Origin of the sequence: Nostoc sp. (assembly GCF_035638895.1) — a bacterium.
In the GTDB taxonomy this organism is placed as follows: domain Bacteria; phylum Cyanobacteriota; class Cyanobacteriia; order Cyanobacteriales; family Nostocaceae; genus Nostoc.
This window is the reverse complement of sequence record NZ_DASQZC010000410.1, coordinates 1-12,724: the sequence shown is the minus strand read 5'-3', so window position 1 is coordinate 12,724 and position 12,724 is coordinate 1. Positions and strand designations below refer to the sequence as shown.

The following is a 12,724-nucleotide window of genomic DNA, read 5'->3' as shown; positions in this document are numbered from 1 at the left end:
TCATACTGCTGGTAAAGGTTCTTTAACTTTGGCTTCTAATGTCTTTGGATCTACTGATTGTAGTTCACCGTGGTTGAGTGTCCAGCAACGATCTGCGATCGCTAACAAATCCCCAGCATCGTGTGTCACTACCAACAACGTCCAATCTTGTTTTAGTTTCGCTAATAAATTTACCAGTTGCCGACGCATTGACCAATCTAATCCAGCTGTGGGTTCATCCAATAACAGTAAATTTGGCTGGCGAATCAATTGCACTGCCAAAGCTAAACGTCGTTGCTGACCGCCACTCAGAGCATAGGGAGCGGCGGAGAGTGATAAATGCTCTAATCCCACTTCGGTTAGGGCCTGTCTGACTCGTTCTGACCCTAACTCAGGATGTCCTAAACGCAATTCTTCTAAAATTGAACCACCGCAAAAGTGACGCTCTGGAAATTGAAATACCAACCCAGCTAATTGTTGCAGCTGTTCGGCTATAAGTTCTTGTTCCCGCCAAAAAAGTGCGCCGCTACTGGGTTCGGCTAGTCCCGACAAAATTTCTAGTAAGGTACTTTTACCCGAACCACTCGCGCCAATAATCAGACCTAGCTGCTGGGGTGCTAATTCCAAGTTGATCGATTTGAGAATCGCTGTTGGGCACGCTGTGGGGTGATAATTTAGATTTCGGAGATAGAGCATTTGTTAAGATTACCAAAAAGTCAGCAAATTACTGGTTAGCTACACTGAAAGCATCTGGAAAATTCAAAGAAAGGATTAACACCTTAATCTAGCAGCAAGAATCATCCACTTTTTCTCCATTGTGGCAGAGTCACCCTTAAAACAATGGCTCTAACCAGCCTGGGAACATGAAAAAATTACCAAAGTCAACCTTTCTATAAGAAAATTTTGTTTGAAGCAGAGCCAAGTTAAAATTAACCATTTTTTGCATTCTAAGTAACACATACAACTATTTCAACCGCAAATATTCTGAGGGTTAAAATGACTAAAAGGTTTTCTTCGCCTCGATTAGTAGTGTCTGCTAGACTCACTAACCTTGCTCAGGCTGCTTTTGGCGCTGCAATCGCACTTAATCTATGGGTAAATCCCTCTCTGGCTGCCGATCCGTTTCGCAATCGTGAACCTCATCAAATTGGCGACCAAACAGAAGCCGCTTTTAAAGCGATTTTCCAACAGGGCAATTATCCAGCAGCACAGCGTTATCTGGAACAAGCACTATCCAAAGAGCCAAATGAACCTCTAGCTTATGCCATGAGCGCATCTTTAGCATACGGAAATAAGGATTGGGCTAAACTAGATACTTACAGCCAAAAAACTCTAGAAACTGGACAAAAACTGATTTCTAGCGATCCATTGCGTGGTAATTTATACACTGCTGTTGGTCATTTTTTAAAGGGAGCAGTAATTATCACCCGTCAGGGTACAGTCAACGGTGTGCCGCAAGCCTTTAGTCGGTTGCGGCAAGTTTATGAATATTTAGACAAAGCTGAAGCAATTTCTGCCAACGATCCAGAACTGAATTTAATCAAGGGTTATATGGATGTATTGTTGGCGGTTAATTTGCCATTTGCTAGCCCAGATCAGGCAATTGGACGCTTAGAACAAAATGCTGCTCCTGGGTATCTAGTAGATCGGGGTATTGCTCTTGCTTACCGGGATTTAAAACGGTATCCACAGGCGCTAGAGTATGTCAACCGGGCGATCAAAACGACATCTGATAATCCAGAAATTTATTATCTTAAAGCTCAAATACTGAAACAACTGGGGCAAAGAGAAAAAAGCCAGCAGATGATCCAGGAAGCGATCGCTAATTTTGACAAAGCACTGACTAAAAAATCTCAACTCCCAGGCGATTTAGTCAAACAAATTGAACGTGAACGCAGCAGTGCTGTTAGCCTGAAGAATCCTTAGTCCCCATTCCCTACTCCCTACTCCCTACTTTGATATGCTTATTTGCAGAGCAGTAATTGAGATACTAGACCAAAATGGAGATTCAGTTCCGCGAAATTAATCCTTTTGATATGTGGATTTGGCTGAAATTCAACACAAATCCTTCTGCGCGTGAAAAGCAGTATGTAGAAGAAGTTTTCAATTCCTGGTTTTATTTGGGTAAATTGGGTGCATTTAATGCAGAGAATCTTCAGGTGCAGGACACAGGACTCGATATCAGTTACATGAATTATGATGAGCAAGGGTATGACAAAAGCTTGCTAGCACTGATGCACAACATTGGTGAGTTTGAATATGAGGGTCAATGGGGACGTTGTTGGTTTGACTTAGGAACCAGTGATGCGATCGCTCTGGATATTTTAATCAATGCCCTTACACAGCTAAGTCAGGAATATGTCACCATTGAAGAATTATACATCGGTGGCGAAAATCCAGATTGGCCTATTGAGGGTAGCGAAAGCCGTCCTCAATCTATTTACGATAATTAGTTACCAAAATGAATAAAGCAGGCGAAATTCGGGTAATAACCTTGGGGCTAATTCGGGATGGCGAACGCATATTTCTTTCTGAAGGCTACGATCCCGTAAAGCTAGAAAAATTTTATCGCGCTTTAGGCGGTGGTGTTGAATTTGGCGAAACCAGCCGCGTCGCCTTAGAACGCGAGTTTCAAGAGGAAATTCAGGCAGATTTAACGAATATTAAATATCTAGGTTGTATAGAGAACCTGTTTACATTTAGTGGTAGGCAAGGTCATGAAATTATTCAGCTTTATCAATGTGACTTTGCTGATCCAAAATTTTATCAACTGGAAAGTTTAGTTTTTTCAGAATCACAAACTCATAAACATAAAGCGTTATGGATAGATATCTCTCGCTTGAAATCTGGTGAATTACGATTAGTACCTGAAGTATTTTTTGAATATTTATAAAGAATATGAAAGTTTACTAAAATTACTTTGCTGTTAATCATGCGATCGCACTCAGCAAAGACACAATATACTGGTTGAGACTAACGCCTTCTTGTTCAGAATTCTCAGCTAAACGTCGATGTAAAGATTTTGGCATCCGTAGTAGTATACCGCTATAGCTATATAACAGTCCTAAATCATTCGTGAACGATAAGATCCCCAACTTCTCAAAGAAGTCGGGGATCTTAGTATCTCGATTTTCACAACTCATTTACGATTGCTATAAGTAGGTGGGCGCTAAAAAATACAACTAGATTAAGAGATGTAAATTGCTTAAAAGCTTATATTCAAAGCGTTTCTGGTGCTTTACATAAGTTTATATAGTTCGATTTAATTATGCCTACTTACTTAGACTCAAAGGGCTGGGTATGAAATTCTTGCCTGCTCAAGCGTCAATCATCTTTATAAACTTCTCTACGATGTCCTACTCTGACAACGGTTACTACTAAGACATCAATGATAAGTGATTAGCCGGACATAACATAATTTGAAATTAAAGTAAATCTTCTTCAGATAGCTGGGCTATTTTCATCAAGGCTTTCAAAGTTCCAACTTTTAGGGACTTCCAAATAAAAAAATATACAACTATTTATTGTGGGGTGGGCGTTTCGCCCGCCCATAGTCAAAGGCGGGCAAGATGCCCACCCTACAAGATTGGATAATTTATTTCTTGGAAGTCCCTTAAATCTTGATTGCGGCGAACAGGAATTGACAGGATTTTTTCTACTTCCGGGTTTTCATAAATATGATGACTGCCAGTAATTCTTTGCAAAATCCAACCTTTATGCTCCACAATCTTACAAAGTTGCTTGCCAGAAATCGATTTCATACAGCAATTTCGACAATTTGATCTGTTGACTCAATTGCATTACGACTGTTGGCAACTTCAAGCCAACCTTCAATAGCATCTTTTAAGTTAGCCATTACCTCTTCTATAGTGTCTCCTTCGGTAATACAAACTGGAAGCGCGGGAACCTCTGCCCAATAGCCGCCTTCTTCTGCTGGATGAATAATTGCTCTGATTTTCATAAACTTGTTGAGCTAGTTTGTGAGAATATGCTAATAACCATACCCATTTGCTCTCAATTGTGGCTGCTTAAATCAATATTCAGAAAGAGGAAGATTTAACTGAGAAGCTTCAGCAAAAAGCTGGTTTTCTAACTCTGGTGGCAAATCAACATTAATACTCACTCTGCTTATCCTTTGTAGGTTTGGTTCTTAATTGATAAAAACTTGAGCAAAACTTATCAAGCAATTGATGACTAATCTTTTTCTAGCATTTAAACAACAGCTGCCTCTGGAATCGCACCTTGCATTCTCCCAAAAGCATCAATCAAATTCTGCAATTGTTGATCTGCTTTAAAAACTCCTAACCCGCGTACCGTCACTTTCCCAGGAGAATACACAAAGCGCGTCTTGAGATTGTCTGGTAAATTCGCCGCTAACAAATTCCAAGCAGGTTCCTCCATCGGCGTTTCTAAAACAACGTGCTGCTTTTGTTCTGGTTTAATGCGACTAAAGCCGAGCTTTTTCGCTAGCTGTTTGAGTTCCATGACTCGTAAAAGTTGATTTGCAGAGACTGGTAAAGTACCATAGCGATCGCTCCACTCGGCTGCAATCTGCTTTAATTCTGATTTAGATTTAGCTGTAGCCACCGCCCGATATGCACTCATCTTTTGATCCAAATCGGTGATATAATCTGCTGGGATAAACGCCGTCAGGTTAAGGTCAATCTGGGTATCCTCCACTTGCGGAATTTCTTGTCCTCGGATTTCCCGAATTGCTTCTTCTAGCATTTCCATGTATAAATCAAAACCAATAGCATCCATTTGACCGGATTGTTCTGCACCTAGCAAGTTACCTACGCCTCTGATTTCCATGTCGCGCATCGCTAGCTGATAACCAGAACCTAGCTGAGTAAATTCCTGAATTGCTCGTAATCGTTGCCGTGCCGCATCAGATAATTGCCGTTGCTTTGGATAAAATAACCAAGCATGAGCTTGTATCCCTGCGCGTCCCACACGACCGCGTAATTGATACAGTTGTGCCAATCCAAAACGATGAGCATCTTCAATCAAAATCGTGTTGACTCGCGGAATATCTAAGCCAGATTCAATAATTGTCGTACAAACGAGGATATCTGCATCGCCATTACTGAAGGTGAGCATGGTTGATTCTAACTCGCTTTCATCCATTTGACCGTGAGCGATCGCAAACCTAGCTCCCGGTAAAACTTCTCTTAAATTGGCTGTTGTTTCTTCAATTCCATCCACCCGTGGAACTACATAAAATACCTGCCCACCTCTGTCTAATTCTTGACGAATTGCAGTGCGGATACTTTCGGAATTTATCGGTGAAAGATGGGTTTTAATCGGTCGTCTAGTTGGAGGTGGTGTAGTAATCAAACTCATTTCCCGAATTCCCGACAAGGACATATACAAAGTCCGGGGAATGGGAGTAGCTGAGAGGGTAAGCACATCCACTTGAGTTTTCAAGCTTTTAATTTTCTCTTTCTGATTCACCCCAAATCGCTGTTCTTCATCTACTACTAACAGTCCTAAATCCTTGAATGATACACCTTTACCTAAAAGTTGGTGTGTACCAACTACTACATCTAATTCACCCGTTGCCAATCGCTTTTGGATCTCGCGGCGTTCTTCAGCAGACCGAAAACGGTTGAGCAAACCGACATTTACCGGGTAGGGTGCAAAACGTTCTTTGAGTGTATGGTAATGCTGCTGTGTTAAAATTGTCGTTGGCGCAAGGAGTGCCACTTGTTTACCGGCGGTGACTGCTTTAAAAACAGCACGAATCGCCACTTCCGTCTTCCCGAAACCGACATCGCCACAAACTAAGCGATCCATTGGGCGATCGCTTTCCATGTCGCGTTTTACATCTTGTACAGCTTTGAGTTGATCCGTCGTGGGTTGGTAGGGGAAAGAATCTTCTAATTCCTCTTGCCAAGGCATATCACCTGGGAAGCTAAAACCTTGTTGTTGCGATCGCGCTGCATACAGTCTCAACAAGTCCACCGCCAATTTTTTAATCGCTTTGCGGACTTTATTCTTGGTATTTTCCCAAGCTTTACCAGTCATCCGATTGAGTTCCGGTGCTTTATCACCTCCGGCGCGGAACCGGGATAAAGCACCTACTTGATCGGCTGCGACTCTTAATAACCCATCAGCATACTGCACCACTAAATAATCACGGGTTTCATTATTAATCGTCAAACTTTCCAGCTTGACAAATTTACCAACACCATGATTTCTGTGAACCACATAATCGCCTGGACGCAGCTTATTGGGATCAACCTGCTTAGAAGTAGCTTTGTGGCGCTTACGGATATAGCCGGGAGTCGCCAAGGAATGCTGCCCAAAAAATTCCCGATCTGTAACGATTACTAATCGGTATGTCGGCAGGATAAAACCTTCTAGTTCGGCAAGACCAGAATATTTTAGGGCTATGGGAATATGGTTAATTTGCAGCTTATCTATCGCTTGGTAGTCGCGGGGATTCGGGATAAACTGAGCCGGACAGTCATGTTCTTGCAACAGCGAGACAGAACGGGAAGGTTGAGCAGAAAGCAGCCAGATCGAGAAATTGCGATCGCGTTCTTGGCGGATAGTTTCAGCTAGTTTAGCAAACTGGTGCGGCGTGACAGGAACAGGTCGGCTAGCAAGATTAATCCCATCATTTTCCTCTGACAGTTCCGATAAATATAATGTTTTAAACTTAGCAACATCAGCCAGACACTCATCAAATGACCGATGAATCTTCGGCAATGTTAGGGGAGTGGGCGTAGATTCTCCCCCATTCCCCACTCCCCACTCCCTATTCCCTACTCCCCACTGTTCTTCAGCATTTTCTACCCAGCGATCGCTATGAGCATGGCACTGTTCTGGCTCATCAATGGCAATCAGGGTATTTTCTGATAAGTAGTTTAGCAGGGATGCTGGTTGCTCGAAAGCCAACCCCAAAAAGCGACGACTCCCCTCCAAGAGTGATGACTTCTCAGTGCTAAGTTCTGAGTCAGAATTTAACTCATAACTCATAACTCCTAACTCAGAACTATTCTTCAGTGCCGCCATGACGATGGGAGCAAAGCTAGTGGGGGTAAGAATTAACTGATCAACTTTATCGAGGGCGGAACGTTGAGTTGCTGGGTCAAATTCCCGTATTTGCTCAATTTCATCACCAAACCATTCCAGGCGGACTGGAAACTCAGATGAAACTGGGTACACATCAACAATATCGCCCCGTCGGCTCCACTGTCCTTCTGTTTCCACCAAAGGTACTCGTTCGTATCCCAGGATAGTTATTTTCTCACTGAAGGCATTCAAGTCTAATTCCATTCCCCGCTTCAAAGTAAGACAGAATTCCCCAAAAGCTTCTGGTGGTGGTAAGTGTGGTTGCAGCGCCCCTTGAGTAGCCACAATTGCCAAAGATCGTTTCGCTGCGGGATTGGGGAGGGTGTTACTTAGTTCTGCGTCCCCTGTCCCCTGTCCCCTATCCCCTGTTACCAAATCTGCCAATACCTGCATTTGCCCCCAACTCATCTCAGTTTCCGGGTCAAAAGGTTCGTAGGGAGAAGCCTCGGAGGTGGGGTAAAAATGTACTGTTTGCCATCCCATTGCCTCCAGTTGCGCGTAAACGCGTCCAGCTTCTTCCAGAGTGGCGCAAACCACAAACAAATCCTTGCCTTGAGACTGGGCCAATGCCGAAGCCACCAAACCTTTGGGCAATCGAGAAATGCCATTTAACCGCAATTCTTGTTGTCGGTTTAGCTTAGAAATAAATTCAGTGGTGAGCGGCGATCGCGCTAAGGCACGCACAATAGAAGAAAATGACATAAGTACTACTAGCGGTGGGAGTCTTTGTGGATCAGAAAATATTGAGGCAGTTTATGTCAACTATTTTAAAAGTGTTAACAGCCTTCTTATTCTTTCCGTGGAATAATAATCCACGGCGACTAATAAACTTAAGAACTATAACTATTACTTTGTGTACAGTAAAAGCATTTATAGAAGCACCTTTAATACTAGATACTAGGTATTGAGCTACGTTCGCTCTGATAAGCGGCAATTTTAAACATGTCCTCCATCACTTTTGAAATTTTAATCATTTTGGTGCTAATTATTGCCAACGGCGTGTTTTCTATGTCTGAGATGGCGATTGTCTCGGCGCGGAAAGTTAGGCTACAACAGCTTGCCAATCAAGGAGATGTCAAGGCAAAGGCAGCATTGAAACTAGCTGAGTCTCCAAATCATTTTTTGTCAACCGTCCAAGTAGGTATTTCCCTGATTGGTATCCTGACTGGTGCTTTTGGAGGAGCAACAATTGCTAACCGACTGGCAATCTATGTAAAACTTGTGCCTTTGTTAGCACCTTATAGTGAACCGCTATCTTTCGGAATAGTGGTTTTGCTGATTACCTATTTTTCACTCATTGTTGGCGAATTAGTACCAAAGCGTTTGGCATTAAACAACCCAGAAAGGATTGCATCAACTGTAGCTATTCCTATGCAAGCCTTATCCGCGATCGCTTCCCCAATGGTGTATCTCTTAAGCGCTTCTACAGATTTGATCCTGCGATTACTGGGAATTACAGCTTCTACCGAGCCGCAAGTTACCGAAGAAGAAATTAAAATCTTAATTGAGCAAGGTACTGAAGCAGGAACCTTTGAGGAAGCCGAACAAGATATGGTGGAGCGAGTCTTTCGTTTAGGCGATCGCCCTGTCAGCTACTTAATGACACCCCGTCCCGATATTGTCTGGCTAGACTTAGACGACTCTGCCGAAGAAAATCGTCACAAAATGGTTGATAGTGCCTATTCTCGGTATCCAATTTGTCAGGGGGGACTTGACAATGTGCTAGGTGTTATCCCTGTTACCGACTTATTAGCCAGGAGTTTCCGAGGAGAACCGCTAGACTTGACGATGGGATTGCGACAGCCCATATTTGTCCCAGAAAGCACCCGTGGCTTGAAAGTTTTGGAATTGTTCAAACAAACCATCACTCACATGGCGCTGGTAGTAGATGAATACGGCGTGATTCAAGGATTAGTCACTCTCAACGACATCATGAGCGAAATTGTGGGTGATGTTCCTTCAACAGATGGACTGGATCATCCACAAGCTGTGCAACGCGAGGATGGTTCCTGGCTTTTAGATGGGATGTTGCCTGTAGAGGAGTTTTTAGAACTTTTCGGTATGGAAGAGTGGGAGTCTGAGGAACGCGGTAGCTATCAAACTTTGGGCGGTTTTGTGATTACTCATTTAGGTCGTATTCCTGCGGCAGCAGATCATTTTGAATGGCAAACTATGCGAATTGAAGTGATGGATATGGATGGAAACCGCGTTGATAAGGTGCTAGTTGTACCTAAAGGGAATAAATCACCGGATACGGAAAAACCTGATTAGTATTGGGCATTGGGAATAGGGCATTGGGCATTGAGAATTATTGTTTACTATTTCCCATGCCCCATTCCTACAATTTGTCAAGTCTTCGATAGACGTTGGACGGCCTCACCTACCAACATTTGATGTGTTTGTTCCAAAACTTGAGGGATTTTATCGGCGTGGGGATTGCGGACGAGACATTGCCGCAAGTCTAATTCCTCTAGGCGATCAGCTTTGTTGCCAGGAAACCAATGGCTGCCATTACCAAGCAGGTTGTAACGCATTTTGGCATAGTCTACTAGATCGTAGGCGATCGCTAAATTTCGCAGCCACAAAATCACCCGAATATTTACCTCACCAGGGGTTTGGTCAAAGCTTGGTAGATTTGTTTCCCAAGATTTTACCCAATCTTCTCCCAAAGTAGCGATCGCTTCTTCTTCCAACCTTGCTAAAATTGGTGGCAAAATTTCTGATGCCCGATCTACTAATTCTAAACTCTTCAGGTGTTCATCAAAATCTTCTGGTTTTGCTGCTCCCAAACTCAAGGTATGTACCTCTTGATGACTCAAACAAAACAAATCATTAAACACCATTGGACTCAAAGGGGCGCAAAGATTTACTAATTTTTGCGGTGGTTCATACAACAAACCTCCTTTATTAGATGGGCTAATAATAAACACCCCCATATCGTGGCGTTTAGCTGCTTCAATTGCTGCCCAATTCCATTGATTAATGTAGTACCAGTGGAGATTCACGTAATCAAATAGATTGGTATTAATTGTCTGCACAATCATATCTGTTGATCCGTGTGTGGAAAAGCCAATAAATCTGACTTTTCCCTCTGCTTGCAACTGCTGCGCTACTTCCAAACAGCCACCAGGACGAATGCTGTCATCAAAGGACTCAGCATGGTTGATGCCGTGCAACCCTAAAAGGTCAACATAATCTAGCTGGAGATTTTGCAATGATTGTTCAAAAGTCTCGCGGAATTCTTTCGCATCTGCCTTAGGGCTGACTTTAGTCTGAACAATTAACTTTTCGCGGGGAAATTTAGGTAGCACTCTCCCTAATTGCATTTCGGAAGTGCCATAACCACGAGCAGTTTCAATATGATTAATCCCAACCTCAACTGCCCTTCTAATAGTCGCTTCCAGATTCGCCTGGTTATCAGCAGGAATTTCATTATTGGTTGAGTCGATGGGGAGTATTATCTCCCGCACCTCTCAGTTAGATCCGGACATGCCCATTTCTGTGCATCCGGCTCCCGATGTTCTTAGCTTGCGCTTTTGCTCATGTGTTTGTAATCGTGGCAACTCTCATGAATTGCTTCGAGATTATTTTTCTTCCAGTTGGCGTGATTTCCATCGATGTGATGCAGATGAATCCGTTCTTCATCGATAAATTTCAGACCGCAGGAAGCACATTTATGGCTTTGCTTCTTGAGAGCAATAGAGGTTTCGCCGTTGTAGAGTTTGCTGTTACGTTCGCTCCAGTAGGCTGTATCTCCGTCATAGGGGGATTTTGTGCCCTTAACCATGACGTGTTTATTTTCGGAGTAAGGAACCGTTGGGAATGCCTTTTTGGTTAGCTCTTTGCTAGTATGGCGTGTCTGTTTGGGTTCTTTATTAAATACCGTGTATGCTCTGTAATTTAGGAACCAAAGAGAGTTTCTTGCTCCGTCCATCTTGCAGAACTTGTGGTAGTTTCTCCATCCTCTAACTATTGGAGCCAGCCTTGTGGCTTTTTCCTTAGCACCATAATTCGAGTTGTTGACGATGTGTTTTACTTTCTTGCGGAATGCTTTGAAGTTATCCACTGAGGGAGTACTTCTAAATTTTCCGTTTTTCTGGACTTTGAAGTGCCAGCCGAGGAAATCAAACCCATCTGTCGCGGCGGTAACTTTGGTTTTCTTTTGGCTTACATTCATTCCGCGTTTGCGGAGGAACTCGCTGATTCTTTCAAGTATCTCTGTCGGGTCGTCTTCGGGTCGGAGTATAATAACCATATCGTCCGCGTATCGGACTGATGGTTCTGAGATTGACTCATTAGGAGTCTTGTCGTGTACCTTGCTGCCTTTTTTATATGCGTAGTGGTATCTGTGTATACTTTCAATCCCGTTGAGCGCAATATTAGCTAGTAAAGGACTGACCACTCCCCCTTGAGGCGTACCCTGTTCGGGGAATTCTGGGTTTACCCCTGCCTTGAGGCATCGGAAGATACCGAGTTTTAAGCCTTTGGGGGCAATGAGTTCATCCATTATTGCTGAGTGGTTAATCCTGTCGAAGCACTTTTCGATATCGAGTTCGATTACTCGTTTTTCTATTCCGTTGCAGAAAGAGCGTAGGTTATTGTAGATGTATCTTTGTGCATCATGGGCAGAGCGCCCAGTTCTAAACCCGTAACTCCTGGCGTGGAAGGTGGCTTCGTGTGCTGATTCTAGTGCATATTTTGCTAGGCATTGCCAAGCTCTATCCGCGATGGTTGGTATTTTTAACATTCTGGTAGTCCCGTCTTTCTTAGGGATGGGGATTTCCCGTAAGCCTTGATGCTTCCAATTTCCACTGTTCATTTTCAGTAGTTCTTCAAGGTTGAAGCGTTCTTCAAATGAGAGGGATTTCTTACCATCAATACCAGCCGTTTTTTTGCCAGCGTTTAGCTGAGATACTTGTCTTATTGCAAGAAATCGAGCCGAGGTGGATTTTAGAATAAGCTTTTGGAGTGACCGAGCTTTCCGCTTGTCGCCAACTTGAACAGCTTTGTACACTCGCTTTTGGAGGCGGAATAGGTTACGGCGGAATTTCTTCCAAGGTAACGCTACCCATGATTCACTAGTTTTGTAACTGTGCCTAATCATACTCTTCTCTAGTTTGTGTATTCTGAACACCTCAGACCAATTACGGTCTGTCCTACCCGACTTGTGAGAGTTCCGCTTCTCGTCTAGCCTACCTGGGGTTCGACTGTCCCAAGACTCACAAATCGTTTTTATTCGTTCCCTCGGAGAGATTGATTGTTCCGTTAGATGTAGCCAATTTGACTACTGGATTCCCCAGACTCTTGCCGCTACTGTGCCCAGGTCTACGGCGGGAATGAACTCCAGTGGGATAAGGGATTTTGAGTTGCGCCCTTTTCCGAAGATAAGTCACTTTTCTAGGCTCTGTTTCATCATAGGAACTCCCTGTTAGCGCCAGTGTCAACCCGCAACGGTCGTCTGATTGCGCCCTGTTCCCAGCTTCACTCTACAAGAACCGAGCTTGTTCGGTGTGGGCAGATGAGGAGTCAATTCTGAGTCTGAATGGTAGGGCTTTCACCTACATCTGACCGAGAGTTCAACCTTTAATGACAGTAATCTGCTGTCAGGTTGGCTTAGTTATGTACGGACTGGATACCGCGATTCCTAAGCAACGAATCGCACGGG

Annotated in this window: 11 protein-coding genes; 4 read left to right on the top strand and 7 right to left on the bottom strand. The window is 43.5% G+C overall.

Annotation, left to right across the window (positions count from 1 at the left end; genetic code table 11):
- Nucleotides 1-675, bottom strand: a complete 675-nt coding sequence (locus tag VE944_RS20310) for an ABC transporter ATP-binding protein (RefSeq protein WP_324980980.1) — start codon at nt 673-675, stop codon at nt 1-3.
- A 300-nt stretch (nt 676-975) separates the two neighbouring features.
- On the opposite strand from VE944_RS20310, the gene VE944_RS20305 reads away from it, so the two are divergent.
- From VE944_RS20305 to VE944_RS20295, 3 genes are all read left to right on the top strand, one after another.
- Complete coding sequence (locus tag VE944_RS20305) at nt 976-1,905, top strand: Sll0314/Alr1548 family TPR repeat-containing protein (RefSeq protein ID WP_324980976.1); 930 nt, start codon at nt 976-978, stop codon at nt 1,903-1,905.
- A 74-nt stretch (nt 1,906-1,979) separates the two neighbouring features.
- The gene (locus VE944_RS20300) at nt 1,980-2,432 is read left to right on the top strand and encodes a DUF3531 family protein (protein WP_324980973.1); all 453 of its coding nucleotides are present in this window, start codon (nt 1,980-1,982) and stop codon (nt 2,430-2,432) included.
- A gap of 8 nt (nt 2,433-2,440) precedes the next feature.
- Nucleotides 2,441-2,872, top strand: coding sequence for an NUDIX hydrolase (locus tag VE944_RS20295; protein WP_324980970.1), 432 nt, complete (start codon nt 2,441-2,443; stop codon nt 2,870-2,872).
- A 37-nt stretch (nt 2,873-2,909) separates the two neighbouring features.
- Here the strand turns inward: VE944_RS20295 and VE944_RS34175 are convergent, their stop codons facing one another.
- The 4 genes from VE944_RS34175 to mfd all read right to left on the bottom strand — a co-directional run bounded on the left by VE944_RS34175 (nt 2,910) and on the right by mfd (nt 7,761).
- Complete coding sequence (locus tag VE944_RS34175; protein WP_324980967.1) at nt 2,910-3,122, bottom strand: toxin-antitoxin system HicB family antitoxin; 213 nt, start codon at nt 3,120-3,122, stop codon at nt 2,910-2,912.
- A 435-nt stretch (nt 3,123-3,557) separates the two neighbouring features.
- A complete protein-coding gene (locus tag VE944_RS20285; RefSeq protein ID WP_324980964.1) occupies nt 3,558-3,740 on the bottom strand; it encodes a type II toxin-antitoxin system HicA family toxin in 183 nt (60 codons plus the stop codon).
- Nucleotides 3,737-3,940 carry a type II toxin-antitoxin system HicB family antitoxin gene (locus tag VE944_RS20280; RefSeq protein ID WP_324980961.1) on the bottom strand — a complete coding sequence of 68 codons (204 nt, stop codon included), beginning with the start codon at nt 3,938-3,940 and terminating at the stop codon, nt 3,737-3,739. Before VE944_RS20280 ends, VE944_RS20285 begins: the two co-directional genes overlap by 4 nt.
- Nucleotides 3,941-4,191: 251 nt before the next feature.
- Nucleotides 4,192-7,761 (bottom strand): transcription-repair coupling factor, encoded by a 3,570-nt coding sequence (gene mfd / locus VE944_RS20275; RefSeq protein WP_324980957.1) that lies wholly within the window; start codon nt 7,759-7,761, stop codon nt 4,192-4,194.
- Between the two features lie 240 nt (nt 7,762-8,001).
- On the opposite strand from mfd, the gene VE944_RS20270 reads away from it, so the two are divergent.
- Nucleotides 8,002-9,330, top strand: coding sequence for a hemolysin family protein (locus tag VE944_RS20270; protein ID WP_324980954.1), 1,329 nt, complete (start codon nt 8,002-8,004; stop codon nt 9,328-9,330).
- Between the two features lie 77 nt (nt 9,331-9,407).
- Here VE944_RS20270 and VE944_RS20265 read toward each other — a convergent pair whose 3' ends face one another.
- The gene (locus VE944_RS20265; protein WP_324980949.1) at nt 9,408-10,529 is read right to left on the bottom strand and encodes an aldo/keto reductase; all 1,122 of its coding nucleotides are present in this window, start codon (nt 10,527-10,529) and stop codon (nt 9,408-9,410) included.
- A 53-nt stretch (nt 10,530-10,582) separates the two neighbouring features.
- Entirely contained in the window at nt 10,583-12,163 is a 1,581-nt protein-coding gene (locus tag VE944_RS20260) for a group II intron reverse transcriptase/maturase (protein WP_324980945.1), read from the bottom strand.
- Between the last annotated feature and the right edge of the window lie 561 nt (nt 12,164-12,724).

Excerpts from the sequence above, each read along its gene's own strand:
- VE944_RS20295 (WP_324980970.1), top strand. The coding sequence starts at position 2,441 with ATGAATAAAGCAGGCGAAATTCGGGTAATAACCTTGGGGCTAATTCGG.
- mfd (WP_324980957.1), bottom strand. The coding sequence starts at position 7,761 with ATGTCATTTTCTTCTATTGTGCGTGCCTTAGCGCGATCGCCGCTCACC.
- VE944_RS34175 (WP_324980967.1), bottom strand. The coding sequence starts at position 3,122 with ATGAGTTGTGAAAATCGAGATACTAAGATCCCCGACTTCTTTGAGAAG.
- VE944_RS20280 (WP_324980961.1), bottom strand. The coding sequence starts at position 3,940 with ATGAAAATCAGAGCAATTATTCATCCAGCAGAAGAAGGCGGCTATTGG.
- VE944_RS20285 (WP_324980964.1), bottom strand. The coding sequence starts at position 3,740 with ATGAAATCGATTTCTGGCAAGCAACTTTGTAAGATTGTGGAGCATAAA.
- VE944_RS20260 (WP_324980945.1), bottom strand. The coding sequence starts at position 12,163 with ATGATTAGGCACAGTTACAAAACTAGTGAATCATGGGTAGCGTTACCT.
- VE944_RS20305 (WP_324980976.1), top strand. The coding sequence starts at position 976 with ATGACTAAAAGGTTTTCTTCGCCTCGATTAGTAGTGTCTGCTAGACTC.
- VE944_RS20270 (WP_324980954.1), top strand. The coding sequence starts at position 8,002 with ATGTCCTCCATCACTTTTGAAATTTTAATCATTTTGGTGCTAATTATT.
- VE944_RS20310 (WP_324980980.1), bottom strand. The coding sequence starts at position 675 with ATGCTCTATCTCCGAAATCTAAATTATCACCCCACAGCGTGCCCAACA.
- VE944_RS20300 (WP_324980973.1), top strand. The coding sequence starts at position 1,980 with ATGGAGATTCAGTTCCGCGAAATTAATCCTTTTGATATGTGGATTTGG.